Origin of the sequence: Streptomyces sp. NBRC 109706 (assembly GCF_000974485.1) — a bacterium.
Classification (GTDB): domain Bacteria; phylum Actinomycetota; class Actinomycetes; order Streptomycetales; family Streptomycetaceae; genus Streptomyces.
The window spans coordinates 402,369-427,909 of sequence record NZ_BBOM01000005.1 but is presented as its reverse complement, the minus strand read 5'-3'; the positions used below and the strand labels follow the sequence as shown (position 1 = coordinate 427,909).

23 protein-coding genes are annotated in these 25,541 nt (G+C 71.9%); 15 read left to right on the top strand and 8 right to left on the bottom strand.

The genetic code is table 11. The features are described 5' to 3' along the window. Positions 1-220 precede the first annotated feature (220 nt). From AOM46_RS06825 to AOM46_RS06805, 5 genes are all read left to right on the top strand, one after another. The gene (locus tag AOM46_RS06825) at positions 221-967 is read left to right on the top strand and encodes an A24 family peptidase (RefSeq protein WP_062207033.1); all 747 of its coding nucleotides are present in this window, start codon (positions 221-223) and stop codon (positions 965-967) included. A gap of 291 nt (positions 968-1,258) precedes the next feature. Next, on the top strand, positions 1,259-2,038 hold the full coding sequence (locus AOM46_RS06820; RefSeq protein WP_062207031.1) for an isoprenyl transferase: 780 nt from the start codon (positions 1,259-1,261) through the stop codon (positions 2,036-2,038). Positions 2,039-2,409: 371 nt separating this feature from the next. Then, positions 2,410-3,711, top strand: coding sequence for a PhoH family protein (locus AOM46_RS06815; protein WP_062207029.1), 1,302 nt, complete (start codon positions 2,410-2,412; stop codon positions 3,709-3,711). A gap of 588 nt (positions 3,712-4,299) precedes the next feature. Continuing rightward, positions 4,300-5,016: a transglycosylase SLT domain-containing protein gene (locus tag AOM46_RS06810; protein ID WP_199823931.1), complete on the top strand. Its 717-nt coding sequence runs from the start codon at positions 4,300-4,302 to the stop codon at positions 5,014-5,016. Positions 5,017-5,292: 276 nt separating this feature from the next. Further along, a complete protein-coding gene (locus AOM46_RS06805; protein ID WP_370592653.1) occupies positions 5,293-6,717 on the top strand; it encodes an AI-2E family transporter in 1,425 nt (474 codons plus the stop codon). Positions 6,718-6,762: 45 nt separating this feature from the next. On the opposite strand, the gene AOM46_RS06800 is transcribed toward AOM46_RS06805, so the two are convergent. Beyond that, complete coding sequence (locus AOM46_RS06800; protein ID WP_370592652.1) at positions 6,763-8,739, bottom strand: alpha/beta-hydrolase family protein; 1,977 nt, start codon at positions 8,737-8,739, stop codon at positions 6,763-6,765. Between the two features lie 287 nt (positions 8,740-9,026). Between AOM46_RS06800 and AOM46_RS06795 the strand changes: the two genes are divergently transcribed. The 6 genes from AOM46_RS06795 (at position 9,027) to AOM46_RS06770 (ending at position 16,916) form a co-directional block, all read left to right on the top strand. After that, positions 9,027-9,551, top strand: coding sequence for a PadR family transcriptional regulator (locus AOM46_RS06795; protein WP_062207025.1), 525 nt, complete (start codon positions 9,027-9,029; stop codon positions 9,549-9,551). Next, positions 9,548-10,240 (top strand): ABC transporter ATP-binding protein, encoded by a 693-nt coding sequence (locus AOM46_RS06790; RefSeq protein WP_062207023.1) that lies wholly within the window; start codon positions 9,548-9,550, stop codon positions 10,238-10,240. The genes AOM46_RS06795 and AOM46_RS06790 overlap by 4 nt, the downstream gene beginning before the upstream one ends. Continuing rightward, a complete protein-coding gene (locus tag AOM46_RS06785) occupies positions 10,237-12,564 on the top strand; it encodes an FtsX-like permease family protein (RefSeq protein ID WP_062207021.1) in 2,328 nt (775 codons plus the stop codon). Before AOM46_RS06790 ends, AOM46_RS06785 begins: the two co-directional genes overlap by 4 nt. A 212-nt stretch (positions 12,565-12,776) precedes the next feature. Next, on the top strand, positions 12,777-14,171 hold the full coding sequence (locus AOM46_RS06780) for an aspartate ammonia-lyase (RefSeq protein ID WP_062207019.1): 1,395 nt from the start codon (positions 12,777-12,779) through the stop codon (positions 14,169-14,171). 67 nt (positions 14,172-14,238) lie between these two features. Continuing rightward, positions 14,239-14,958, top strand: a complete 720-nt coding sequence (locus tag AOM46_RS06775; RefSeq protein ID WP_062207017.1) for a DUF402 domain-containing protein — start codon at positions 14,239-14,241, stop codon at positions 14,956-14,958. A 125-nt stretch (positions 14,959-15,083) separates the two neighbouring features. Further along, positions 15,084-16,916 carry a SpoIIE family protein phosphatase gene (locus AOM46_RS06770; protein ID WP_078856549.1) on the top strand — a complete coding sequence of 611 codons (1,833 nt, stop codon included), beginning with the start codon at positions 15,084-15,086 and terminating at the stop codon, positions 16,914-16,916. Positions 16,917-16,950: 34 nt separating this feature from the next. On the opposite strand, the gene AOM46_RS06765 is transcribed toward AOM46_RS06770, so the two are convergent. After that, complete coding sequence (locus AOM46_RS06765; protein ID WP_062207013.1) at positions 16,951-17,493, bottom strand: carboxymuconolactone decarboxylase family protein; 543 nt, start codon at positions 17,491-17,493, stop codon at positions 16,951-16,953. 5 nt (positions 17,494-17,498) lie between these two features. After that, a complete protein-coding gene (locus AOM46_RS06760) occupies positions 17,499-18,053 on the bottom strand; it encodes a peroxiredoxin (protein ID WP_062207005.1) in 555 nt (184 codons plus the stop codon). Positions 18,054-18,309: 256 nt separating this feature from the next. Between AOM46_RS06760 and AOM46_RS06755 the strand changes: the two genes are divergently transcribed. After that, positions 18,310-19,074 carry a DUF1707 domain-containing protein gene (locus tag AOM46_RS06755; RefSeq protein ID WP_370592670.1) on the top strand — a complete coding sequence of 255 codons (765 nt, stop codon included), beginning with the start codon at positions 18,310-18,312 and terminating at the stop codon, positions 19,072-19,074. Between the two features lie 225 nt (positions 19,075-19,299). Next, a complete protein-coding gene (locus AOM46_RS06750) occupies positions 19,300-19,665 on the top strand; it encodes a WhiB family transcriptional regulator (protein WP_062207001.1) in 366 nt (121 codons plus the stop codon). A gap of 288 nt (positions 19,666-19,953) precedes the next feature. Here the strand turns inward: AOM46_RS06750 and AOM46_RS06745 are convergent, their stop codons facing one another. Then, positions 19,954-20,865: an SDR family NAD(P)-dependent oxidoreductase gene (locus AOM46_RS06745; RefSeq protein ID WP_067225972.1), complete on the bottom strand. Its 912-nt coding sequence runs from the start codon at positions 20,863-20,865 to the stop codon at positions 19,954-19,956. A gap of 86 nt (positions 20,866-20,951) precedes the next feature. Between AOM46_RS06745 and AOM46_RS06740 the strand changes: the two genes are divergently transcribed. Next, on the top strand, positions 20,952-21,380 hold the full coding sequence (locus tag AOM46_RS06740) for a helix-turn-helix domain-containing protein (RefSeq protein WP_062206999.1): 429 nt from the start codon (positions 20,952-20,954) through the stop codon (positions 21,378-21,380). Here AOM46_RS06740 and glpX read toward each other — a convergent pair. Continuing rightward, positions 21,377-22,414: a class II fructose-bisphosphatase gene (gene glpX, locus AOM46_RS06735; RefSeq protein ID WP_062206997.1), complete on the bottom strand. Its 1,038-nt coding sequence runs from the start codon at positions 22,412-22,414 to the stop codon at positions 21,377-21,379. The genes AOM46_RS06740 and glpX overlap by 4 nt on opposite strands. 155 nt (positions 22,415-22,569) lie before the next feature. On the opposite strand from glpX, the gene AOM46_RS06730 reads away from it, so the two are divergent. Then, on the top strand, positions 22,570-23,220 hold the full coding sequence (locus AOM46_RS06730) for a DUF4245 domain-containing protein (protein ID WP_234313662.1): 651 nt from the start codon (positions 22,570-22,572) through the stop codon (positions 23,218-23,220). A gap of 37 nt (positions 23,221-23,257) precedes the next feature. Here AOM46_RS06730 and AOM46_RS06725 read toward each other — a convergent pair whose 3' ends face one another. The 3 genes from AOM46_RS06725 to xseA form a co-directional block, all read right to left on the bottom strand. Further along, positions 23,258-23,851 carry a malonic semialdehyde reductase gene (locus AOM46_RS06725; protein WP_062206995.1) on the bottom strand — a complete coding sequence of 198 codons (594 nt, stop codon included), beginning with the start codon at positions 23,849-23,851 and terminating at the stop codon, positions 23,258-23,260. A 70-nt stretch (positions 23,852-23,921) separates the two neighbouring features. Continuing rightward, entirely contained in the window at positions 23,922-24,218 is a 297-nt protein-coding gene (locus tag AOM46_RS06720; RefSeq protein ID WP_062208603.1) for an exodeoxyribonuclease VII small subunit, read from the bottom strand. Further along, positions 24,218-25,501: an exodeoxyribonuclease VII large subunit gene (gene xseA, locus AOM46_RS06715; protein ID WP_062206993.1), complete on the bottom strand. Its 1,284-nt coding sequence runs from the start codon at positions 25,499-25,501 to the stop codon at positions 24,218-24,220. Before xseA ends, AOM46_RS06720 begins: the two co-directional genes overlap by 1 nt. Positions 25,502-25,541 lie beyond the last annotated feature (40 nt).

Here is a 25,541-nt window from a genome sequence, read left to right as displayed (position 1 = left end):
TCGACACCGTGGGCGCCAGCGTCGTCACACCCACCCCGGCGACGGCTGGCCGGGCGGATCGTGAGCCACCCCCCCTGCTCCGGTCTGACCCACCCGACGGGTCGGTCCGCCCTCCCCCCCAATGGCGCGGACCGACCCGCTTGACGTTTTGTCATCTCTTCGGTGCGTCTATCCACAGGCACCCCGCCCGGAGGCGGGAACCAGGCCGTACGCTCGGCCCGTGCCCTACCTGCTGATCGCCGTCGCCAGCTGCCTCGGTGCGCTGGCCGGACCGCTGTTGGTGCGCCCCGGCTACCGGCTGTCCGTCGAGCCCGAGCAGCCCTGGCGTTCCGACTGTCCGGCCGGTCACCCCCTGGAGCGGGGCGCGGCCGGCTGGGTTGGCCCCGGTCGCTGCCCGGGCTGCGCCGCGGCGGACGGCCGGCGCTATGGCGGGTCGCCCGTCCGGCTGGCCGTGGTGACCGCCGGCTGCTGCGGGGTGCTCGCCGCCGCGGTCGGGGATCGGCCCGAGGTGGCGGTGTGGCTGCTGGCCGTGCCACCGCTGGTGCTGCTGGCGGCGGTGGACCTGTCGGTGCAGCGGCTGCCGGATGTGCTCACGCTCCCGTTGGCCGCCGCCCTCGCCGTCGCCCTGGGGGTGTGCGCGCTGCTGCCGGGGGCCGACGGCAGTTGGCCGCGCGCCCTCGCCGGCGGCGGGGTGCTCACCGGGGTGTACTTTCTGCTCTTTCTGATCAACCCCAGGGGCATGGGGTTCGGTGACGTGAAGTTGGCGGCCTCCATCGGGCTGGTCCTCGGCTGGTACGGCTGGGACCATGTGTTCTTCGGCACCTTTGTCGGCTTTCTGTTGGCCGCCGGTTACGGGCTGACTCTGGTGCTCACCGGCCGGGCGAGTCGTAGGACCGCCGTTCCGTTTGGCCCCTTTATGGCGCTGGGCGCGCTGGGCTCGTTGGTGGTGGCGGGACTCGCCGGTTAATTCAGCTGTCGCCGTGGGCGCGACCCACGGTCCGATGCGTTACGGTGGAAACCCCCCCTCGGGCCGGTCCGTAACCCCCCCCACGGACCGGCCCGCTTTCTGTCTCCGTTCTTCCTCTCTCTTCTTTCCCCTTCCTCCTCTGCTTCCTCCGCTTGTCCTCTCCCTGTCCGCGCCCGGCCCCGCCCGCTGTGCCAAGGCTGGCCGGATCCCCCGGTGTCGGCGTGGGGGACGGCCGGGCGGCAGTAGAGTTCCGGGCACCGGGAGCGGGTAAGAGGGGTTGGATCAGAGGCGATGAGGAACAGGCTGTACGAGACGCTGCGGCGACTGGCCGTCAGGCTGTACGCACGACGCGTGGAGGGACGGCTCGACACCGCCGGAGCCCCCAAGCACATCGGGGTGATCCTGGACGGCAACCGCCGCTGGGCCAAGGCGTCGGGCGGCAGGACCCAGCAGGGATACGAGGCGGGCGCGGCCAAGATCAGAGAGCTGCTGGGCTGGTGCGCCGAGACGGACGTCGAGGTGGTGACGCTGTGGCTGCTGTCCACGGACAACCTCAACCGGGAGCCGGCGCAGCTTGAGGTGCTGCTCTCCGTCGTCGAGGGCGCGGTCCGCGACCTGGCCGAGGACGGCCGTTGGCGGGTGCACCACGTCGGCGCGGCCGAGGCGCTGCCCGAGCGCACGCGCAAGGTGCTGCGGGAGGCCGAGGACCTGGCGGGGGACCGCGACGGGATACTGGTCAACGTCGCCGTGGGCTACGGCGGTCGGCAGGAGATCACCGACGCGGTCCGCTCGCTGCTGGCCAAGCGGGCGGTGGAGGGGCAGTCGCTGGCCGAGGTGGCGGAGGGGCTCACCGTCGAGGACATCTCGGAGCACCTCTATACCCGGGGCCAGCCGGACCCCGACCTGGTGATCAGGACCAGCGGCGAGCAGCGGCTGTCCGGGTTCATGCTCTGGCAGAGCGCACATTCCGAGTACTACTTCTGCGAGGTGTACTGGCCCGCCTTCCGCAAGGTGGACTTCCTGCGGGCGCTGCGTGACTATGCCGCCAGGCACCGCAGGTACGGCGTCTGAGCCACATCGAGGTATGTCGCCAGGCCCGGGGCGACCCGGGCGGCATACGTGGACGTATGCCGGGGACAGGGTGACGGTGGGGCGGTGGGTTGACGCCGGCCGGGGCCGTGGTTCGAGCGTCCGTCCGAGCGGACGGTCGCATGAGATGTGTGGTGTGCGGGCATATTCACGGCGGACCGTGCCGACGCACGGTCCGCCGGGAGGCCCGTTTGCGCACCACGGACATGGACCAGGCCCGGCGCCGGGCCCGTGCGTGCGGGCCAGGGCCGGCCGTCAGACCCCCGGCGCCCTGGGCGCCTCGATTCCCGACCTCTTCCGAGGGGGTTCGTCCACACGTGGCCATCAGCAAGAAGCGCGCTCATGACCGGCGCATGTACGTCCTCGACACCAGTGTCCTGCTCGCCGACCCCGCGGCACTCACCCGGTTCGACGAACACGAGGTGGTCCTGCCCGTCGTCGTGATCTCCGAGTTGGAGGCGAAGCGACACCACCCGGAGCTGGGCTATTTCGCCCGTCAGGTGCTCAGGCGCCTGGACGACTACCGGGTGCGGTACGGCCGGCTCGACACCCCACTGCCGATCGGCGACCTCGGCGGCACCCTGCGGGTCGAGCTGAACCACTCGGACCCGGCGATCCTGCCGCCCGCGATGCTCAACGAGCGGGGCCGGCTGGCCGACAACGACTCCCGCATCCTGGCCGTCGCCCGCAATCTGCAGGCCGAGGGGCACGATGTCACGGTCGTCTCCAAGGACCTCCCGCTGCGCATCAAGGCATCCTCGGTGGGCCTCGCCGCCGAGGAGTACCGGGCGGAGCTGGCCATCACCGACGCCGACGGCTGGACCGGCCTCGAAGAGGTCACGCTGGGCGGCGAGGCGGTGGACGAACTCTTCGCCAACGAGTCGGTCCACGACCCCGAGGTGGCCGAACTTCCGGTGCACACGGGGCTGGTGATCTCCTCCGAACGGGGCCGGGCCCTGGGCCGGGTGGCCCCGGACGGCAGCGTCCGGCTGGTGCGCGGGGATCGGGAGGCGTTCGGCATCCATGGTCGCAGTGCCGAGCAGCGCATCGCGCTCGACCTGCTGCTCGACCCCGAGGTGGGCATCGTCTCGATGGGCGGTCGGGCCGGCACCGGCAAGTCGGCGCTGGCCCTGTGCGCCGGCCTTGAGGCGGTGCTGGAGCGCCGACAGCACAGCAAGGTGATGGTGTTCCGTCCGCTGTATGCCGTGGGCGGCCAGGATCTGGGCTATCTGCCGGGCACCGAGGCAGAGAAGATGAACCCCTGGGCTCAGGCTGTCTTCGACACGCTCTCCGCCGTGACCACCCGGGAGGTCATCGACGAAGTGGTGTCGCGGGGCATGTTGGAGGTCCTGCCGCTCACCCATATCCGCGGGCGCTCCCTCCACGATGCCTTCGTCATCGTGGACGAGGCACAGTCCCTGGAGCGCAATGTGCTGTTGACGGTGCTCTCCCGTATCGGACAGGGCTCCCGAGTGGTGCTCACGCACGATGTGGCCCAGCGGGACAACCTCAGGGTGGGGCGCTACGACGGAGTGGTCGCCGTGGTGGAGAAGCTCAAGGGGCATCCGCTCTTCGCCCATGTCACGCTGACCCGTTCGGAGCGCTCGCCGATCGCCGCCCTGGTCACCGAGATGCTGGAGGACGGCCGCGTCTGACCGCGCGCGGATGGCCGTCCGCGCGCGTCAGCCGTGGACGGCCATCCACCGCGAAGGGCCCTTGGACGGACAGTTGGCGCATTTCCTGACGCACCCGCCGATAGCCGGCGGGTGCGTTGCCCAATACGGGCGAGTTGGGCGCGCCCCGGCGAATGGGGTGATAGTGCGACGATCTCCCCCCGTCGTGATCACTTTGTGATGCTTAACCGCAGGCAGGGCGGTGTTTCGAGGGTTTTGGCGGCTGGCAAGGGGCGACCGCGTGTGACCTTTCCCACAGAGGGCTGAATTGCTTCCCGGTGTTGGTCTCCGGCAGTGTGTGCCTCTGTCAGGCCCCGCATACGGCGGTGGAGCCCCCCAAGGGCCCCGCAGAGACAGTGATTTGCGTTTCACGTTCTACGTCTCACGTAGTCCACAACTGAACAGTCGCGAGCCGTATGCCGCCCGAAGCACCATGTGGGTCCCCGTCGTCAGACGGTGGGCTCCGACCGGGCCAGCGCCTCCTTGTTCGATGTATCAGGGGAGGTCCGAGTCAGGGGCACGATTGCGCCCACGTGGTCGTTCGCGTGGACGATGTCGGAAGGAAACCGTGTGACCGGGATTTCGGTCCGGGGATTCGCGGTGGCATCCGCCACCGCGGTGACCAGCGTCGGCGCTGCCGTCGGTGTCGCTTCGGGAGACCAGCAGGCCCCCGTCGAGGACATCGGGGTTGTCGCGGCGGACGCGACACTGCTCGCTGAGATACCCGCTGGCACGAATGCCCAGCTGCACACCGCCTCGTTGACCCAGCAGGCGGAGTCGCAGTCCACCGCCGCCGAGGCGGAGATCCGCCGTGCCGCCCAGGAGGCGGCTCGGGTGGCGGCAGCGGAGAACGCCCAGGAGCGGCACGAGGCTGCGGAGCGGGAACGTGAGCGCGAGGCCGCGGAACAGGCCGAGCGGGAGGCCGCCGCCGAGCGCGCCGCCCAGGCGGCACAGAGCGCCAGCGCCTCGGCTGACATCCCCGTGCAGTCGTCGTACACCAAGGCCGAGATCCAGGCCATGGCGCGGCAGATCGTGGGAGCGGACCAGTTCCAGTGCTTCTCCGACATCGTCGACCGGGAGAGCGGCTGGAACCACACCGCCACCAACCCGTCCTCCGGCGCCTACGGCCTGATGCAGGCGCTGCCGGGTTCCAAGATGTCGTCCGCCGGCGCCGACTGGCAGACCAACCCGGCCACCCAGATCCGCTGGGGCGTGAACTACATGGAGAGCCGCTACGGCAGCCCGTGTGGTGCCTGGGAGTTCTGGCAGGCCAACCACTGGTACTGAGCCGTCCCCAGGCGCGCCCGGCGCGCGACTTCACGAGATCCCCGTGCCGTCCTCGGCGCGGGGATCTCGCGCGTCCTGCCCCTTTCGTGAACCTCGCGGTTCGGCGGCCGAACGCGGGAAGGCGATCGCTGACGTCCCGAATGCCCGCGCTGCTCCCCGACTGTCGGCGGCGCGCGGTAACGTCATTCCCCGCACTGCGGTGAAAACAGGGGGCGGAGGAGAGTGATGTCACGTCTGGGTCGGCTGCGGACCGGGGTATCGCGTGCGGTGTCGCGCGTGTCCGGTTTCCGGGCAGCCGCCGAACGCGAACAGGAACGCAGGGAACGAGAGGCGGGGGACCAGGGATCGGCCGCCGTCGGATACGCGGCTCGGCAGCGGGAGCGCTCCGATTCGCCGGCCGACGATCCCGGCGAGGCGCTGGGGGGCAGGGCGCGCGAGGCGGTGTTGGCCGGGGGCCCGAAGCTCCAGTCGCCGGGGGGCGGGGAGCCGCCCGGTGGGGGCGGGCCCCTGGCGTCCCCCGGGCGGCCCGAGCCGGCGGCGGCCATCCCGTGGGGTGTCCGGGTGGCGGCCGAGGCCGGCTGGCGGGCCCTGGTGCTGGCCGCGGTCATCTGGGTGCTGATCCAGGTGGTGAGCGCGGTCAGCCTGTTGGTGATCTCGTTCGCCGCCGGGCTGCTGATCACCGCGCTGCTCCAGCCGTTCGTCGGCTGGCTCAAGCGGATGGGCTTCAGCGGAGGCGCCGCCACCGCGGTCACGGCCTTCGGCGGCTTCGGAGTGATGGGCCTGATCGGCTGGTTCGTGGTCTGGCAGGTGGTGGACAACTCCGACCGGCTGGTGGACCAGGTGCAGGAGGGCATCGAGGAGCTGCGGGACTGGGTCCTCGAACTGCCCTTTGACATCACCGAGGAGAACCTCGACCAGTGGGTCACCGACCTCAACGAGTGGATACGGAACCACAGCGACGAGCTGACCTCGGCCGGCCTCGAAGGCGTCAACTACGCGGTGCAGTTCTTCACCGGCGCCGGTCTGACGCTCTTTGTGGTGCTCTTCCTGCTCTATGACGGCGGCGGTGTGTGGCAGTGGTTCCTGCGGCTGGTGCCCAGGGCGGCCAGGGACAGCGTCGCCGGGGCCGGGCCCCGCGCCTGGATCACGCTCACCGGCTATGTCCGGGGCACGGTGATAGTGGCTCTGATCGACGCGATCGGCATCGGCATCGGGCTCTTCGTCATCGATGTGCCGATGGCCGTGCCACTGGCCGTGATCGTCTTCCTCTCCGCCTTCGTCCCCCTGGTGGGAGCGATCGCCTCGGGAGCGCTGGCGGTGCTGGTCGCGCTGGTCACCAACGGCGTGGTCGACGCGCTGCTGGTGCTGGGCGTGGTGCTGCTGGTCCAGCAGATCGAGGGCAATGTGTTGCAGCCCTTCATCCTGGGACGGATGGTGCGGGTGCATCCGCTCGCGGTGGTGTTGGCGGTCGGCGCCGGCTCGATGCTCGCCGGCATCCCGGGGGCCGTGGTCGCCGTGCCGCTGGTCGCCGTGGTCAACACGGTGGTGGGCTATCTCCGCGCCTATCAGGAGGAGGCGGATCGCCGAGCCGGATTCGACGGCAGCGGCGCCACCGTCGCCGAACTGGCGCCGGTGCAACCCGCGGTGCCCGAATCGGCGACGGAGTCCCCGGCCGACCCCGAGGGCCGCGACGACCGTTGACCAGCCGTCCTGGGCGCGTTCCCTCCCGCGAGGGAACGCGCCCCCTCACCCGGCCCAGCCGTGCCTCGGTGGGTGGCGGATCTCCAACAGCCAGCTGAGCCGCTCCGTATCGGTCTCCGACCAGCCGTCGGGCGGCGCTATGGCCGCCCAGGCGTTCACCGGGTTGGAGCCGTAGCGGTGGCCGTGCGGGGCGGGCGAGCCGTAGGAGACGGCCATGTCCACCGTCGTCTGCCAGAAGGTGACGAACGGGAACCAGTCGATCGCCGTGGTCACATCGGGGCCCAGCGGCTGGTTGAGCCATTCGGGCCGCTCGAAGAGCAGGCTCGGCGACCACCAGACCACCGGGTCCGAGGCGTTCTGGAGATAGACCACCCGGGGGTACTGCCAGGGCCGGCCCTCGGGTTCCGCCAGGTCCAGCTCGGGGAACTGCGCGAAGCGCACATGCCGGCCGGCGTCGTAGACCGGCCGCCAGATCGGGCTGCCTGGGTCCCGACGCTCCGTCAGCTCGGTGTGCAGCGGGCTGAAGTCGGGCGGGCCGATCAGCAGCGCGCCGTCCGTGCGGTCCAGCAGGTCGTCCAGTCCGTCGAACGCCGACTCGATCGCCGAGACCGCCAGGCTCTCGCCGAACACCAGCAGCTTCGGACGGTCGTTCTCCGGCTCCTGCTGCCAGCGCGCGTACACCGCGTCCACCAGCGCCTCGGTGGCGGTGCCCGCCTCGTTCCTGTCCACCATGAAGGAGGCCCAACTGGGCAGGTAGGAGTACTGCATGGTGACCACGGCGGTGTCGCCGCCGTGCATGTACTCCAGGGCCTCGACGGTGGTCGGGTTGACCCAGCCGGTGCCGGTCGTTCCCGTGATGGCCAGGACCTCCCGGTCGAAGGCGCCCACCCGCTCCAGCTCTCGCACCGCCAACTCGGCGCCGTCCGCGTAGTCGTCATAGGCCGCGCGCCCCACATACACCCGCGCGGGGGGCAACGCCGGCTCGCCGGTGAACTCGGAGATCTCGTCGCTGGAGAGCGTGGTGCCGGCGAAGGTCCTGCCCTTGTTGCCCAGATCGTCCCAGTGGATCAGCGAGTCGGGGCTGCCCGAGACCTGGGGTGAGTAGGGCCGCATCACCCCGGCGTCGGTGCTGCGGTCCTTGGCGGCGGCGATCCGGTCGGCGATGCCGAGGATGCCGCGGTCCCACACCACGTCCCGGGTGCCGATCACCACGATTCCCGTGCTCATGACCAGCCCCAACGCGACCGCGATCGGCCAGGGGACAAAACGGTTCAGCAGGCGGGTGAGCAGCCCGGTGAACAGCCGGATGGTGCGCGCGACCACCAGCAGCAGCACCAGCATCGCCAGCGCCATCAGCGCGATCATCAGTGAGTGCCAGGTGAGCGTGGGCGGCAACCCCTGGAGCTGGCGCAGCTCCCGCTGCATGTCCGCGCTCTGCCCCAACATCGCGGCCACCGCCCAGGGCACCAGCAGCAGATAGGCCAACCAGGCCCGGGCGCGCACCGTCTCGCTCGGCAGCCGCTTGCGGAAGAGCAGCCGGAACAGCCAGCTCAGCAGGGCCCCGAGGCCGTAGCCGATGGCGGCGGTGATCCCGCCGATCGCCCCCTGGTAGTACCAGGGCCTGGGCACCAGCGACGGGGTGAGCGAGAGCCAGAAGAAGAACGTGGCGACCAGGCTGGCGGTGAGATCGGGCCACCGCCGCACCAGCCAACTCTCGCGCGGCCGATCCCAGTACGGCTTGCGGGCGACCGCCCGCACGCCCCGCCAGGCCGCCTTGGACGCGTTCCGGACGCGCTCCGCCGCCGACCGGGACGCCGGGCCCTCCTCGGGCGCCGCGCGCTCCTCGACGGGCTCGGTGGACGGGGGCTCCTCCGTGGTGGTGGCGGAGGCGTCGGCGGCGCGCTCGGGGCCCGGAGCGGGGCGGGGGTCGGCCTCGGCCGCCGGCCCTCGGCCGGCGGCGGACGCGTTCTTCGGAGCGTCGGAGCCCTCGGACTCGGCGCCCGACGGGGCCTGTTCGGTCACCAGCGGCCCCCGAGGGGGGCGTCGGACCGGCATCGCCCGCTGGCGCTCTCCGACATCGACTTCTCTCCGACCCGTCCGACCCGCCGACCCGTTGGCCCGCGTTGTACTCGCTGTTTCCTCACGTTAGGGGATCAGACGCGAGGCCGGCACGCGGCGTTGCCTCCTCGCGGCCTTTCCGTGCCGCGAGGGTGACGCCCGGCCGGCCCGCCGAATCGCCGTGCCGCCCGGAAGTCTTCACCCAGAAGGGCTATACATGGGGGGTATACATGGAGTGTATAGTCCTCGATATGTCCATCAGTCACACCCTGCTCGGTCTCCTGGAGTCCGGCCCACGCCACGGTTACGACCTCAAGCGCACCTTCGACGTCTACTTCGGTCAGGACCGGCCGCTCCACTACGGGCAGGTCTACGCCACCATGTCCCGGCTGTTGAAGAACGGCATGGTCGAGGTGGAGGGGGTCGAGGCGGGGGGCGGCCCGGAGCGGAAGCGCTACGCGATCACGGCCTCGGGCGTCACCGACGTCGAACGCTGGTTGGCCAGCCCGGAGAAGCCCGAGCCGTATCTGCAGAGCACCCTCTACACCAAGGTGGTGCTCGCGCTGCTCACCGGCCGGGAGGCGCAGGATCTGCTGGACACCCAGCGCTCGGAGCATCTGCGCCTGATGCGCGAGCTGACCCGCCGCAAGCTCGACGGCGATCTGGCCGACCAGCTGATATGCGACCACGCCCTGTTCCATCTGGAGGCCGACCTGCGCTGGCTTGAGTTGACGGCGGCCAGGCTCGACCAGCTCGCATCGGAAGTGTGCTCATGAACGACAACCCCAGCCCCGCCCTGCTCACGGCGAGCGATCTCCACAAGCAGTACGGCTCCACCTCCGCGCTCGACGGCGCCGATTTCACCATCAACGCGGGCGAGGTGGTGGCCGTGATGGGCCCTTCCGGCTCGGGGAAGTCCACCCTGCTGCACTGCCTCGCCGGCATCGTGCCGCCGGACAGCGGGCGGGTGACATACCGGGGGCGTGAGCTGCCCGCCCTCTCCGACGCCGAGCGCAGCGCGCTGCGCCGCGAGGAGTTCGGCTTCGTCTTCCAGTTCGGCCAGCTGGTCCCCGAGTTGACCTGCGAGGAGAACGTCGCCCTCCCGCTCCGGCTGGCCGGCGTGCCGCGCAAGCGCGCCGAGGCCAGGGCCGAGGAGTGGCTGGCCCGGTTGGAGGTGGCGGATATCGCCGCCAAGCGGCCGGGGCAGGTCTCCGGCGGCCAGGGGCAGCGCGTGGCCGTCGCCCGCGCCCTGGTGAACGATCCCCGGATGCTCTTCGCCGACGAGCCGACCGGAGCGCTGGATTCGCTCAACGGCGAGCGGGTGATGCGGTTGTTGGTCAGCGCCGCCCGCGACACGGGCACGGCGGTGGTCCTCGTCACCCATGAGACCCGGGTCGCGGCGTACTCCGACCGCGAGGTCGTGGTCCGTGACGGGCGCGCCCGTGATCTGGCGGGGGCGGTATGAGCCGCACATCCCCCCGGGTCTGGGCCCGGGATCTCGGGCTCGGCGTCCGGCTGGCGCTCGCCGGCGGCCCGTCCGGCTGGATCCGCACCACGCTCTCCGCTGTCGGCATCGCCCTCGGGGTGGCCGTTCTCCTGCTGGCCACCTCCATCCCCCAGGTAATGGACGGCCGTTCCCAGCGCTCGGACGCCCGGGCGACGATGGGCAACGAGGTGAGCGAGCCGGCCTCCGACACCCTGCTGGTCGAGGATGTGTGGACGGAGTACCACGGGGAGCAGATCGGGGGTCGGGAGATCCAGCCGGACGCCGGCGAGGGCACCACGGCCACGCCGCCCCCGGGGCTGAGTTCCTTCCCCCGGCCCGGCGAGATCGTGCTCTCCCCGGCGCTGGAGCGGCTGCTGGACTCGCCCGACGGCGCGCTGTTGGCCGAGCGGCTGAGCCAGCCCCGCGCGGGCACCATCGGGGACGAGGGGCTGCTCGGCTCCCAGGAGCTGTACTTCTATCTGGGTGCCGACGATCTGGTCGCCGAGGAGCGGGGCACCCGGATCGAGCGGTTCGGCGACCCGGTCTATGTCGAGGAAGGGCTGTCCCCGGCTCTGGTGCTGCTGATCCTGGTCATCTGCGTGGTTCTGCTGATGCCGGTGCCCATATTCATCACCACGGCCGTGCGCTTCGGCGGCGAACGACGCGACCGCCGGTTGGCCGCGCTGCGGCTGGTCGGCGCGGACACGATGATGTCCCGCCGGATCGCGGCGGGGGAGGCCGTGGTCGGCGCGGTGCTGGGCCTGGTGCTGGGCGTCCTGCTGTTCCTGGCGGTCCGGCCGCCGCTGGCGGGGTTGTCGGTCGCCAACACCAGCACCTTCGTCGGAGATATCGTTCCCAGCCCGCCGCTGGCCGTGTTGGTGCTGCTGGCCGTTCCGGTCCTGGCCGTCGGGGCCACGCTGTTCGCCATGCGCTCCATCGTGGTGGAGCCGCTGGGCGTGGTGCGGCAGTCGCGGCCCCGCCCGCGCCGGTTGGTCTGGCGGCTGGTGCCGGCGCTGCTCGGGCTGGCGCTGCTGCTGCCCCTGTTGGGCGGCTTCTCCGGCACCAGCGATCTGGCCGCGACACAGGCCGTCGCCGGGGTGGCGCTGCTGTTGACCGGGGCCACCGCGCTGCTGCCCTGGTTGGTGGAGCGGGTGACCGGCCGGCTCCAGGGCGGTCCGGTCTCCTGGCAGTTGGCGGTGCGCCGGCTCCAGTTGAGCAACGGCCCCGCGGTCCGCGCGATCAGCGGCATCACGGTCGCGGTCGCCGGGGCCACCGCGCTGTACATGCTCTTCGACGGGGTCAGGGCCGATGAGACGGAGCAGACCGGCGCCGATGTGACGCGGGCCCAGCTGGAGGTCAGCCTGCGGGATCCCGGGGCCGCGGAGGTAGCGGGGGTGGCGGATCGGGTGAGCCGGTTGGCCGGCGTGACGGCCACGTACCCCTATGTGGAGGGCCTGGTGGGCTACCCGGGGGATGCCGCCGATGTCGATCGGGCCGCCGTGAGCATGTTGGTGGCCGAGTGCTCGGTGCTGGCCGAGCTGTCCGCCGCGACGGACTGCGTCGACGGCGCCGTCTTCCGGGTGCCCGCCCCGGCGAACTGGGAGGAGCCGATGCTCGTCCCCGGCGAGACGGTGGATCTCTCCGAGAGCGAGACGGAGTCCCTTCTGTGGACGGTCCCGGAGACGGTGCGGGAGATCCAGCCCGTCGCCTCTCCCACCGGCTGGACGTACTACGGCCTGTTGGCGACGCCCGGGGCGCTGGACGGGAAGAGCCTCGAAGGCGGGTTCGCCCGGCTGCTGCTGACCGCCGATCTCTCCGACCGGGACACGGTGGAGCGGGTGCGCAACGAGGTGTGGGCGGTCCCCGGTGGGGGCGAGGTCTGGGAGATCACGTCGTCGCGGGTCTCGGAGGATCTGTCCCGAATCCAGACGGGGATGCTCATCGGCGCCTCGGGGGTGATGGTGCTGATAGCGGCCAGCATGCTGGTCACCACGCTGGAGCAACTCCGTGAGCGCAAGCAGCTGTTGTCCGCGCTGGTGGCCCTGGGCACGCCGCGGGCCACGCTGGGAGCCTCGGTGCTGTGGCAGACGGCCCTGCCGGTGGTGGTCGGGCTGGTCCTGGCCTCGGGGGTCGGCGTCCTGCTGGGAGCGTTGCTGATGTCCGTGGTGGATCTCCCGCTCGGGAGCTGGCTGGCCTTCCTGCCGATGGCCGGAGTGGGCGCCGGAGTCATCGGCGCGGTCACCCTGGGCAGCATGCCGCTGCTCTGGCGGCTGATGCGCCCGGACGGCCTGCGCACCGAGTAGGGGGAGGGGCGCCCCGGGAGCCCTGTGGGCAGGATCACGGTCGAGCGAGCGCACACCATGGCGCGGGGAGCGCCCGCGCGCCCTGCCCACACCCCCGCGCGCCGGGCGGCAACCAGCGCTCCGCAGGGCGCGGTTGCCGCCCCGGGGCCCCGTTCGGCTCCCCGGTTCGCCCCCGGCCCGAGGGCTTGTGCCCGCCGGGTAGATTCGTCCCCATGACTGGTACGAACGAATACCGCGTCGAGCACGACTCGATGGGCGAGGTGCGGGTTCCGGCCGACGCCAGGTGGCGGGCCCAGACCCAGCGGGCCGTGGAGAACTTCCCGATCTCGGGGCAGCGCCTGGAACGCGCCCATATCGCCGCGCTGGCACGCGTCAAGGCCGCCGCCGCCCTGGTCAACGCCGAGCTCGGGGTGGTGGAGAAGGACATGGCCGAGGCCATCGCCGCCGCCGCCGACGAGGTCGCCGACGGCCGCTGGGACGAGCACTTCCCGATCGATGTCTTCCAGACCGGTTCCGGTACCTCGTCCAATATGAACACCAACGAGGTGCTGGCCACCCTGGCGACCGAACGCCTCGGTCGGCCCGTGCACCCCAACGACCACGTCAACGCGAGCCAGTCCTCCAACGACGTGTTCCCCTCCTCCATCCATATCGCCGCCACCGGCGCCGTGATCGAGGAGCTGGTCCCGGCCCTCACCCATCTCGCGGAGTCCCTGGAGCGCAAGGGCCAGGAGTTCGCCGGCGTGGTCAAGTCCGGCCGGACCCACCTGATGGATGCCACACCCGTCACCCTCGGCCAGGAGTTCGACGGCTACGCCGCGCAGGTGCGTTACGGCATCGAGCGGTTGAACGCCTCGCTGCCCCGGCTGGCCGAGCTGCCGCTCGGCGGCACCGCCGTCGGCACCGGCATCAACACCCCGCCCGGCTTCTCCGCCGCCGTGATCGCCGAGGTCGCCCGCGCCACCGGGCTGCCGCTCACCGAGGCGCGCGACCACTTCGAGGCCCAAGGCGCCAGGGACGGTCTGGTCGAGGCCTCGGGACAGCTCCGCACCATCGCGGTCTCGCTCACCAAGATCTGCAACGACCTGCGGTGGATGGCCTCGGGCCCGCGCACCGGCCTCGCCGAGATCGCGCTGCCCGACCTCCAGCCGGGCTCCTCGATCATGCCGGGCAAGGTCAACCCGGTGATCCCCGAGGCGGTGCTGATGGTGTCCGCGCAGGTCATCGGCAACGACGTCACGGTCACCACCGCGGGTGCCGCCGGCAACTTCGAGCTGAACGTCATGCTCCCGGTGATGGCGAAGAACCTGCTGGAGTCGATCCGGCTGCTCTCCAACGCCTCCCGGCTGCTGGCCGACCGCACCGTCGACGGCATCACCGCCAACGTCGAGCGCGCCCTGGAGTACGCCGAGTCCTCCCCGTCCGTCGTCACCCCGCTCAACCGGTACATCGGCTACGAGGAGGCCGCAAAGGTCGCCAAGCGGGCACTGGCCGAGCGGAAGACCATTCGCGAGACCGTGCTGGACGGCGGATATGTCGAGCGGGGTGAACTGACCCTGGAACAGCTTGACGAGGCCCTGGACGTGCTGCGGATGACCCGCCCCTGACGTTCTCGTGATGTGCTGTCAGTCATGATGCGCCCACCCCGCGCCGCGACCCGAATACCATGTGTCGATGGAGTTGGGAAACGAGGGAGCGGGCGGGGCGCATCCATGGCGACCGGGTGACCACATTCTGTGGCGTTATCGGGCCAATGGGGCCCGACATTTCCATATCTGCCGGCCCGTCACGGTCGTCAGAGACACGCCCGATCTGCTCGCGGTGTGGCTGGCGCCCGGTACGGAGTGCGTCCGGCCACAGTTCGCCGACGGCACACCACTCCATCTGGAACCGCTGGCCACGCGGTACACCAAGCCGCGTGTGCTGGCCCGTTGCCGGTGGTTGGGCAACGGTCTGCTCAAGCTCGCACGCCCCGGGGACCCCTGGTCGATCTGGCTTTTCTGGGACCGGGACTGGCGCTTCAAGAACTGGTACGTCAATCTTGAAGAGCCCCGGAGCCGGTGGTCCGGCGGGGTGGATTCCGAGGATCACTTTCTCGATATCGTGGTCTACGCTGACCGCAGCTGGGAGTGGCGGGACGAAGACGAATTCGCCCAAGCAGAAATGGCGGGGCTGCTCGACGCCGATCAGGTGGCGCGGGTCCGCGACGCGGGCCGGGAAGCGGTTGGCCTGATCAGGGAGTGGGGCTCGCCCTTCGCCGAGAACTGGCCTTCCTGGCGGCCCGATCCACGCTGGCGCCGGCCCCGACTGCCGTCCCACTGGGACCGCCTGACGTCCTCTTTGACCCACTCCGCGCAGTCCGATCGGCTGCCCGATCACCCCAGAGCCTCTTGATACGCCCCGGGGCGCCAAACGTAGGATCAGCCTCCACGACCACACAACCCAACACCCCCACCCCGCACGCTAGTTCCCGCCTGGATGGACAGCCCCTCGTGACGGACCCGACCCCTCCGCAGCCCATGGCTCGCACGGCGGACGCACCGCGCGCCGAGAGCCCAGCGCTGCCGCACGCCCGATCCGAGCCGGACACCACCGAAGCGCCTCTCGTCCGTCCCACGACCGACGAGGCCCCCACCGGCGGCATGCGGGAGTTGGAGCGGCTGCGGTTCGTGGGCTCCGCCACCCGACGCATCGCGCGCGGTATGGACCTGGACGAGATCGTGCTCGGCCTGTGCCGCGCCTCGGTACCGACGTTCTCGGACGCCATCCTGGTCTATCTGCGCCATCCGTTGCCGGTCGGTGACGAGCAGCCGGTCAACCCGTGGGTCCTCAAGCTGCGGCGCACCGACCGCATCCCCGAGGCGCTCACCCTGGAGGCCCTCGGCGACCCGCTGCCCGACAGCGGCGGTGGCGAGCTGCCACTGCTGTCCGGCGCCACCCCGCTGGTCGAAGTGCGCGGCAACGGGCCGCTGGCCGAGGTGCTGCGCGGGGTGCGCCCGGTGTTCATCGAGAGCCAGGTCCCGAAGGCCGCCATGCGCGAGCTGACCGGCGCCGTCTCGCTGCCCGAGGGCAGGCGGGCGATCCTCACCCCGCTGCGTGGCCGGCGCCGGGTGATCGGCGCGGCCATCTTCCTGCGCCGCCCGGACCGTGACGTGTTCGCCGCCGAGGACCTTCAGGTGGCGCAGCAGCTCGCCACCCACTCCGCGCTGGGCGTGGACAAGGCCGTGCTCTACGGCCGGGAGGCGTCGATCGCGGACGAGTTGCAGCGGACCATGCTCCCCGACGACCTGCCGCAGCCGACCGGCGTCCGGCTGGCGAGCCGCTATCTGCCGGCCGCCCAGTCCGCACGGGTCGGCGGCGACTGGTACGACGCGATCCCGCTGCCAGGCAGCCGAGTGGCGCTGGTGGTGGGCGATGTGATGGGCCACTCGACGACCTCGGCGGCGATCATGGGACAGCTGCGCACCACGGTGCAGACGCTGGCCGGGCTCGACCTGCCGCCCCTTGAGGTGCTGCACCATCTCGACGAGCAGGCGCAGCGGTTGGGACAGGACCGGATGGCGACCTGCCTCTACGCCGTCTACGACCCGGTCGCGCACCGCATCACGGCCGCCAACGCCGGTCATCCGCCGCCCGTGATGCTGCATGTGGACGGCTCGACCGAGCTGGTGAACCTACCGCCCAACGCGCCCATCGGCGTGGGCGGGGTGGACTTCGAGATGGTCGAGGTGGACGCGCCGGCCGGTGCCACGCTGCTGCTCTACACCGACGGACTGGTGGAGTCGCGCAGCCGCGACGTCTGGACCGGGGTCGAGCATCTGCGGGAGAAGCTTGCCAGCATCTCGCAGCTGACCAGGCCGGACGCGGCGGCCCCGCTGGAGCCGCTGTGCGACGAGGTGTTGGACATCGTCGGCCCGGGCGACCGGGACGACGACATCGCGCTGCTGGCCGCCAGGTTCGAGGGCATCGCGCCGGACGATGTGGCGTTCTGCAGGCTGGATCCGCGCGCCGAGTCGGTGCGCGAGGCGCGCCGGATGGTGCGGGAGAACCTCGCCCGCTGGGACCTCTCGGAGCTGGAGGACTCGGTGGAGCTGCTGGTCAGCGAGGTGGTCACCAATGCCGTCCGGTATGCCGAACGCCCCGTCACCCTGCGGCTGTTGCGCACCGATGTGCTGCGCTGCGAGGTGGGCGACGACGTTCCGCAGCTGCCCAGGCTGCGGCAGGCCGGTCCGGCCGACGAGGGCGGGCGGGGCCTGTACCTGGTCCAGCGCTTGGCCCGGCAGTGGGGCGCGACCCGGCTGAGCACCGGAAAGCTGGTCTGGTTCGAGGTGGCCCCGCCCGCCGCCGGCTGAGCCGGCGCGGCCGGCCCCCGGCGGCATCCGCGGGTCAGTCCACGGGGCCGTGCAGCGCCGTCTCGGCGTCCAGGGTGCTGGCCGTCGCGGCCAGCACGGCGGCCGCCCGGAACGCCTCCTGGATGGCCTCCCGGGGCATGCCGGCCTCGCGGAGCGTCCGCTCGTGGGCTTCGAGGCAGCGACCGCAGCCGCCCACGGCCGAGACCGCCAGCGACCACAGCTCGAAGTCCACCCGGGGCACGCCCGGATCGCGCAGCGCGTTCATCCGCAGCCCGGCCGGCAGCGCGTCGTACGCCGGGTCGGCCAGCAGATGCCGGGTGCGGTAGAACACGTTGGTCATCGCCATCAGCGCCGCCGCCGTCCGCGCGGCGCCATGGGCCTCGTCGGAGAGGTGCTTGCGCGCCTCGGGCTCCACCTCACGCAGCAGCGGCGCGCTGCGGCAGGCCACCGCGCAGGCCAGCAGCGTGCCCCAGAGCTGCTGCTCCGTCAGCTGCGAATGGGTCGTCAACGAGCCGAGGTTGAGCCGCAGATCCTTGGCATAGGGCGGCATCGCCGCCCGAAGCTCCTCCAGGGCCATCGGGGTCACACACCCGCCAGCAGCTTGTCGGCGTCCAGCGTGGGCTCGCCCTTGGACCAGTTGCACGGGCACAGCTCGTCGGTCTGCAGGGCGTCCAGGACCCGCAGCACCTCGGTCGGGTTGCGGCCGACGGAGCCGGCGGTGACCATGGCGAACTGGATCTCGTTGTCCGGGTCCACCACGAAGACCGCCCGCTGCGCGAAGCCGTCCTCGCCGCGCACGCCGCAGGCGCTCATCAGCTCGTGCTTGGGGTCGGCCAGCATGGGGAACGGCAGCTCCCGCAGATCGGCGTGGTCGCGGCGCCAGGCGTGGTGCACGAACTCGGAGTCGCCGGAGACGCCGAGCAACCGCGCGTCGCGCTCGGCGAACTCGCCGGTCAGCCGGCCGAACGCGGCGATCTCCGTGGGGCAGACGAACGTGAAGTCCTTCGGCCAGAAGAAGATCACCGACCAGCCCGGCGCGCGATCCTTGCTGCTGAAGGTCTCGAACCGCAGGTTCTCGGACGGGCCGACGACGCCGGTCAGCTCATAGGTGGGGAACTTGTCACCGATGGTGAGCACGTTGGCTGCTCCCTGATCGTTGGGAAGGGGGGTGAGCCAACCGTGACATACGGGTACCTTCGTGCCCCGCGCCCCATTCGGGAAAATACCCACTTCGAGTGGTTTTCACGGAAGTTGACGGCGTGAAGGCGACGTTGTCGGACGGTTCCCCGGGGCGGCCGGCGGTGCTGGGATCCGGCCGATCGTCGTCGGGCACTGGTCGCGATGTATCGCGAGTCGCTAGTCTGGCGGGGTGAACGCTGAGAATCCGCCGGCCGTGTCCCTGGAGAAGCAGTCCCGGTCCATGGAGAAGCAGTCCGGCCCGCCCGCCGCCGTTTCGCCCGTCCCGTCGGGGCCGTCCGCTTCGGCCGAGGAGGCGTCGGCCGCTTCGCCGGCCGTGCCAGCGGCGGGCCCCAAGAGCGTGCGCGCCTCCGACGCCGATCGGGACCGTATCGCCGACATCCTGCGCGATGCGCTCGCCGAGGGGCGGCTGGAGCCGGAGGAGCACGCCGAGCGGCTCGACGCGCTCTACCGTTCCAAGACCATCGGCGAGTTGGAGCCGTTGATCAACGATCTGCCGGCGGGCCAGCGGGCGTCGGCGAGCCCGTCCCTGGCGCCCGCCCAGGGCCCGGCCGGCGTGGCCCAGCGCGCACCCGGCGGCCCCCCCGCGGCGCCGGAGGCGAAGAACGTCGTGGCGGTGTTCGGCGGCGCGACCCGCAAGGGCACCTGGCGGGTCGGCGCCAAGATCAACGCGGTGGCCGTCTGCGGGGGAGTCGACCTGGACTTCACCGAGGCGATCTTCGACCAGCAGCATGTGGTGCTCAACGTCGTGGCGTTCTGGGGCGGCGTGGACATCAAGGTTCCGGAGAACGTCACCCTGCGCAGCGGGGGCAGCGGCATCATGGGGGGCTTCGAGGTGCATGAGACGGAGTCCCCCGATCCGCGCGCGCCCGTGATCACGGTGCAGGGCGTGGCCATCATGGGCGGCCTGGAGGCCAAGGCGGTGCCCGGCAAGCGACTGCGGGACCTCAGCGCGGACTGAGCCCCCGGGGTCCGCCGGGGCCCCGAGGGCCCCGCGGGCGGCTGGTTCGGGTGATACGGCGGGTGACACGGTCGCTCCGTGCATAAGCGTGCGCACAGCGGGTAGGGCTCCGGGGACCGTCACTCGTATGGCCGAGCATGGTGGGAAAGAACCGTGGGGCTCCCACGACGGGTGAGGGTCCACCTGCCAGGAGCGACCCCCCGTAGCCGTCGTCAGGAGTTGACCGTGCTGCAACCGTCACCGCCACACGAGTCCCCGTGGTCCCCAGCCGGCCCCGCCCAGCCCAGTCAAAGAGATCTGGCGGGCCCCTGGCACTCGGAGGCCGCCTGCCGACGTGATGAGGCGGGGCTCTTCTTCGCCCCGTCGCAGGAGCCGACCGCCGCTCGCCTCTCCCGCGAGCAGGCAGCCAAGTCGGTCTGCGCCCGTTGTCCCGTGCTGCTCGAATGCCGCGAGCACGCGCTTCTCCAGCCCGAGCCCTATGGCGTCTGGGGCGGTCTGACCGCCGCCGAGCGCCGGGTGGTGCTCAGCCGCCGGCGGCGCCGCGAGGCCACCTCCGGCGGGCGCCAGGCGGACGTCACCCGGATCGCCTGACGTCCTGCGCGCCGTTCGGCCTCCCACCCCGAAACGCGCGTTGAGCAGGACACAACCCCCACACCCGCCACGGTCGTCTTCCGGTTCCAGCGGGGCGGCGGCATCCACACCGGCCATCGCCGCCGCCCCCTGACGCGCCGTCCCGCCTCGCGAGCCGCGGCTTTCGACCGGTACCGCGTCACGCCCCGGCGCACCCGCCTCGTCGGGTCGCCCCGGGGCCGCCGGTCGTTCCCGTCTGGCGCCCGCATCCTCTGCGGACGCCCGATCTCGCCTTGACCGTCCCGTGCGCTAATTCTCCGCGCCTGCCTGGTCGTTGGGCGTCTCGTCGGGCAGCAGCGGGCTGGTGCCCACGGTGGCGCGTATCAGTCGTCGGGTCTCCCGGGCGAGCCGTGCCGCGTCCCCGGGGTCGAAGGTGGGCAGTCCGGGATCGACGGGGCGGCCCCGGTCGACGGCGGTGAGCGGCTCGGCCGGCGGCGCGTCGATCAGCCGGCTCGGCGGGCCGGCCGCCTCCTCGGGAGAGCGCGCGGCGACCCTGGCCAGCAGCCGGAGCGAGGTGGCGACGGGCCAGGAGAGGTGGGCCCAACTGCCGGGCGACCTGGTGAAGCCCGGGTGGTACAGCACATAGCGGGCCGGGCTGGACGGCCGGGCCGCGAAGTCCACGCCCAGCAGATCGTTGGCCCGGCCGCTCTGGGCCTGGGCGCGCACGGTGCGGTAGTTGTCGGTCAGCTGCGGGTCGTCCCAGTGCACCCGGCCCGCCTTCAGGCCCGGCGCGCTGATGTTGACGATCAACGGTTCCGGGGCGGCGGCGAGCGCCCCGCGCAGCCCGTGCCCGAGCAGGTACCGGCTCAGGTAGTACAGGGCGAAGGTGAACTCGAGCCCCTCCGCCGTCTCCTGGCGGCGGGTCAGCACCCGGTTGGCGCCGAGCACCAGGGCGTCGACCCGTGGATGGGTCGCGCTGATCCGCTCCACCACCCGTTCGACCTCGGCGATCAGGCTCAGCTCGGCCCGCAGGAAGGTGAGCCGGCCGGCGGCCCCCGACCGCTCGGCCTCGGCGAGCAGCGCCTCCCCCTTGCCCGGGGTGCTGCCGATGGCGACCACCCGGTCGCCCCGGCCCAGCCGGTCGCGGACCAGGGCCCGCCCGATGCCGTCCGTGCCCCCGGAGACCACGATCGTGCGGGGCGGGGGGATCTCACTGCTCATGCCGTCTCCTGAGGGGCCGTCTGACTACGCTGGGTTCGCGACGGATTATCAGCTGATCCGGAGGAACGACGAAAGGAGGCACATTGATGTCCGCAACGGACAATGCCGTACGGATGCCGCCGGAGCCACGGCTGGCGCTCCCGGTGAGCGCGGACGAGCACCGGGCCTGCCCGGCGACGGATGTCCTGCGCCGGGTCGGCGACAAATGGAGCGTGCTGGTCCTGGTCTGCCTGGGCGACGGGCCGCTCCGGTTCCACCAACTCCACCGGGGCATCGAGGAGATCAGCCAGCGGATGCTCACCAGGACCCTGCGCGCCCTGGAACGCGACGGACTGGTGACCCGCACGGTCTTCCCGACCGTGCCGGCCACCGTCGAATACGACCTCAGCCCGCTGGGCCGCACCCTGTTGGCCCCGCTGTCGGCGCTGGCCCACTGGGCGCTGACCCACGCCCCCGAGGTGGCCGAGGCACGCGCCCGCCACGACGCCGCCGGCGGGGACCCGGCGAAGCCCTAGCGGCCGCTCGGGCTGTCGAAGTCGATGGCGCTGTAGGCGCGCAGCTTGGACAGCCGGTGGGTGGAGTCGATCTGCCGGATGGTGCCCGAGCGCGAACGGACCACCAGGGACTGGGTGCTGGCCGTCTCCGCGCGGTACCGCACCCCGCGCAGCAGCTCGCCGTCGGTGACGCCGGTGGCGACAAAGAACGCGTTCTCGCCGTGCACCAGATCGTCGGTGTGCAGAACCTGGTCCAGATCGTGGCCCGCGTCCAGTGCCGCGCGGCGCTCCTCCTCGTCCTTGGGCCAGAGCTTGCCCTGGATGGTGCCACCCAGGCATTTGATGGCGCAGGCCGCGATGATGCCCTCCGGGGTGCCGCCGACACCCAGCAGCAGGTCGACGCCGGTGCCCTCCCGGACGCTCATGATGGCGCCGGCCACGTCACCGTCCTGGATGAACTTGATCCGGGCGCCGGCCTCCCGCACCCGACGCACCAGATCGGTGTGGCGCGGCCGGTCCAGGATGACCACCGTCACATCCGCGGGCGAGCCGCCCTTGGCCTTGGCCACCCGGCGCACATTGACCTCGGGCGGGGCGTCGATGTCGACATACTCCGCCGCCTCCGGGCCGGTGGCCAGCTTGTCCATGTAGAAGACGGCGCTGGGATCGAACATCGCGCCGCGCTCGGCGACCGCCAGCACGGAGACGGCGTTGCCCATCCCCTTGGCGGTGAGGGTGGTGCCGTCCACCGGATCCACGGCCACATCACACTCGGGGCCCGTGCCGTCGCCGACGCGTTCGCCGTTGTAGAGCATCGGGGCGTGGTCCTTCTCACCTTCGCCGATGACCACCACCCCGTTCATGGAGACGGTGGAGATCAGCGCGCGCATGGCCCGCACCGCCGCGTCGTCCGCGCCGTTCTTGTCCCCCCTGCCGACCCAGCGCCCGGACGCCATCGCGCCGGCCTCGGTCACCCTGACCAGCTCCAACGCCAGGTTGCGGTCGGGGGCTTCGGGGGCCACCCGTAGAGGGGAGGGCAGATGCTGGTCGGTCATCGGGACGCACCTTTCCGCGCGCCGGGAGCGCGCCGTGCTGAGGCGAGGGTGCTCCGACTCTAGCTCGCTCCGCCACAGATGAGCAGACCGCCTATCTGATGAGCGAACCAGGGGGTGGCTGCGGCACAAGCCATGACATGCGGGACGATGGCGGGGTGGCGAACGAAGACGTGACGGAGGCCGCGCCCGCGGCTCAGACGAACGACGACTCCCCGGACGGGACCGGCTCGACCCCCGAGCCCGGGGGCGACGACGCGCGGGCCCGGCGGATGAAGCGGCTGCGCCTGCAGACCGTGCAGAACATGGTGCTGTCCCTGGCCATCATCTGCGCCGGCACCTTTCTCGCCTACTTCCTGATGTCCAACGACGGCGGCGGCCAGGACCCGGTGCGGACGGTGGAGTACGAGGTGGCCTCGGCGACCGCCGCGCGGGCGGCGCCCTATCCGGTGCGGGTGCCCGTGGGACTCTCCGAGGACTGGCGCGCCACCTCGGTGCGGTTCGAACCGCAGGGGGAGCACGGGGTGACCTGGCGCCTCGGCTTTGTGAACCCGGACGACGAGTATGTCGCGCTGGCACAGGCGGACGGCACGGCGGAGGACTTCGTCCGCTCCGTCACCCAGCAGGCCGAGGACACCGGCGCCACCGAACGGGTCGACGGGCGGGACTGGGCGCGCTGGGAGGGCGAGAAGTACGACGCGCTGGTGCTCTCCGAGGCCGATGTGACCACGGTGGTGATGGGCACCGCGCCGCTGGACCAACTGGCCAGGATGGCCGGCGCCCTGGAGCCCAGGGACGCCGGCGCCTGAACGAACCGGCGGGCACGCGAGGCGCCGCCGGCCCCGCTCACAGGGTGGTGATCGCCTCGTCGGCGGCCAGCCGGGGCGCCCTGGGGGAGTAGGCGTCGGGGGCCGGATGCCCGATGTTCGCCAGCACCAGCGAGCGCTGCCGCCCGTCGCCGAAGAACTCCTTGTCCACGGCCTCGGCGTCGAAACCCGACATGGGCCCGACGGCCAGCCCGGCCGCCCGCACACCCACCAGGAAGTAGCCCATCTGCAGGCCGGTGTTGAGCAGGGCCTGGCCCTCCCTGACCTCGGCGTCGCCGTACAGATCGTCCTTGAGGGTGGGCAGCGCCGGCATCAGCTGCGGCAGCTTCTCGTGGAAGTGCAGATCGGCGGAGAGGATCGCCGTCAGCGGGGCGGCGGCGATCCGCGGTCGGTTGCTCCGGGAGACCAGCGGCAGCAGCCGCTCCCTGGCCGCCTCGGTGCGCAGCACCGTTATCCGCAGCGGCGACGTGTTGTAGGCCGTCGGCGCCAGCTTGACGAGGTCGTAGACGGCCGCGATCGTCTCGTCGGACACGGGCTCGTCGGTGAACGAGCGGGCGGTGTGCGCCTCCCGGAAGAGGAGATCCTGGCTGACGGGGTCGAGAGCGAGCGACATGGGCGGGTGGGCCTTTCCCTGAGCGGTGTCGAAGAGCCGAACTCAACGGGAACGAGACGCCCCCGGCCGGCTATTCCCCTTCCCCCGCTTTCCCCGCTTCCCTCGCTTCCCCCGTGGCCTTTCCCTCCTCTTCACCGGCGGTGTCCGCCGTCTCGTCCCGCTCCGCCAGCGCGGCGTCCAGCCTGGCCCTGGCACCCTCCAGCCAGCGACCGCAGATACGCGCCAGCTCCTCGCCGCGCTCCCACAGCGCCAGCGACTCCTCCAGGGTCGCCCCGCCCGTCTCCAACCGCCGGACGACGTCGACCAGCTCGTCCCGCGCCTGCTCGTAGCTGAGCGTCGCTCCCTCGTCCGGCTCCGTCATGGCCATCACCCTATGCCTCCCGACGCGCCACCCGGCACGCCATCCGAACGGCCGACGCCGTCCACCCGCTCGTCATGCGCCTCCCGGACCGTCACCGCGAACTCGCCCTCGGCGACCAGGGCCCGCAGCGGCTCACCCGGGGCGACCTCGGCCGCCGCCCTGACCACGGCCCCGTCCGTGCGGCGCAGCACCGCATAGCCCCGGCGCAGGGTGGCGGCGGGGGAGAGAGCCACCACCCGGGCGCGGGTGTGCGCCAGATCGGCGCTCGCCGCCTCCAGCCGATGCCCCAGCGTGCGCCGGGAGCGCTCGACCAGGGAGGTCAGCTCCGCCGCGCGGTCGTCCACCATCCGGCGCGGCTCGGCCAGCACCGGCCGGGAGCAGACGCCGGCCAGGCCCCGCTCCTCCCGACCCAGCAGCGACTCCACGGACCAGCGCGCCCGCCGGCGCAACTCCTCGATCCTGGACAGCTCCTCGCCCACGTCGGGCACCGTGCGCTTGGCCGCGTCGGTGGGGGTGGAGGCGCGGAGATCGGCCACCAGATCCAGCAGCGGGGTGTCCGGCTCATGGCCGATCGCGGAGACCACCGGCGTGCGGCAGTCGGCGACCGCGCGCACCAACCGCTCGTCGGAGAACGGCAGCAGATCCTCCACGCTGCCCCCGCCCCTGGCCACGATGATCACTTCGACCCCGGGGTCGGCGTCCAACTCCCGGACGGCTTCGATCACCTGGGGCACCGCCTGCACGCCCTGCACCGCGACATTGCGCACCGTGAACCGCACCGCCGGCCAACGGAGCCTGGCGTTCTCCAGCACATCGCGCTCGGCGGCCGACGCCCGCCCCGTCACCAGGCCGATATTCCCCGGCAGGAAGGGCAGGGGCCGCTTCCGCTCGGCGGCGAACAGCCCCTCGCCCGCCAGCGCCACCCGCAGGCGCTCCAGCCGGAGCAGCAGCTCACCCACCCCGACCGCGCGGATCTCCGCGGCCCGCAGCGACAACTCGCCACGCGGTGCGTACCACTCGGGCTTGCCCAGGACCACCACCCGGGCGCCCTCGCTTATCACGTCGGCGACCCGGTCGAAGACGCCACGGAAGCAGGTGACCCGGAGCGAGACGTCCCGCGCCGGATCGCGGAGGGTGAGGAAGACCACCCCGAAGCCCGGGCGGCGGGAGAGCTGGGTGATCTGCCCCTCCACCCACACCGCGCCCAACCGGTCGATCCAGCCGCCGATGAGCCGGGAGACCTCGCCGACCGGGATCGGCGCATCCGCCGAAGTCTGCGTCGCTGCCATGGGTCTCACGCTAACGCCGACCACTGACAGCGGGGCCCTT

Bases quoted from the DNA above. Each gene is read 5' to 3' on its own strand.
- AOM46_RS06720 (WP_062208603.1), bottom strand. From the start codon at position 24,218: ATGGCCATGACGGAGCCGGACGAGGGAGCGACGCTCAGCTACGAGCAG.
- AOM46_RS06790 (WP_062207023.1), top strand. From the start codon at position 9,548: ATGAACGACAACCCCAGCCCCGCCCTGCTCACGGCGAGCGATCTCCAC.
- AOM46_RS06780 (WP_062207019.1), top strand. From the start codon at position 12,777: ATGACTGGTACGAACGAATACCGCGTCGAGCACGACTCGATGGGCGAG.
- AOM46_RS06795 (WP_062207025.1), top strand. From the start codon at position 9,027: ATGTCCATCAGTCACACCCTGCTCGGTCTCCTGGAGTCCGGCCCACGC.
- AOM46_RS06745 (WP_067225972.1), bottom strand. From the start codon at position 20,865: ATGAGCAGTGAGATCCCCCCGCCCCGCACGATCGTGGTCTCCGGGGGC.
- AOM46_RS06740 (WP_062206999.1), top strand. From the start codon at position 20,952: ATGTCCGCAACGGACAATGCCGTACGGATGCCGCCGGAGCCACGGCTG.
- AOM46_RS06765 (WP_062207013.1), bottom strand. From the start codon at position 17,493: ATGGCCCTGGAGGAGCTTCGGGCGGCGATGCCGCCCTATGCCAAGGAT.
- AOM46_RS06785 (WP_062207021.1), top strand. From the start codon at position 10,237: ATGAGCCGCACATCCCCCCGGGTCTGGGCCCGGGATCTCGGGCTCGGC.
- AOM46_RS06725 (WP_062206995.1), bottom strand. From the start codon at position 23,851: ATGTCGCTCGCTCTCGACCCCGTCAGCCAGGATCTCCTCTTCCGGGAG.
- AOM46_RS06775 (WP_062207017.1), top strand. From the start codon at position 14,239: ATGGAGTTGGGAAACGAGGGAGCGGGCGGGGCGCATCCATGGCGACCG.
- xseA (WP_062206993.1), bottom strand. From the start codon at position 25,501: ATGGCAGCGACGCAGACTTCGGCGGATGCGCCGATCCCGGTCGGCGAG.
- AOM46_RS06815 (WP_062207029.1), top strand. From the start codon at position 2,410: ATGTACGTCCTCGACACCAGTGTCCTGCTCGCCGACCCCGCGGCACTC.
- glpX (WP_062206997.1), bottom strand. From the start codon at position 22,414: ATGACCGACCAGCATCTGCCCTCCCCTCTACGGGTGGCCCCCGAAGCC.
- AOM46_RS06820 (WP_062207031.1), top strand. From the start codon at position 1,259: ATGAGGAACAGGCTGTACGAGACGCTGCGGCGACTGGCCGTCAGGCTG.
- AOM46_RS06770 (WP_078856549.1), top strand. From the start codon at position 15,084: ATGGCTCGCACGGCGGACGCACCGCGCGCCGAGAGCCCAGCGCTGCCG.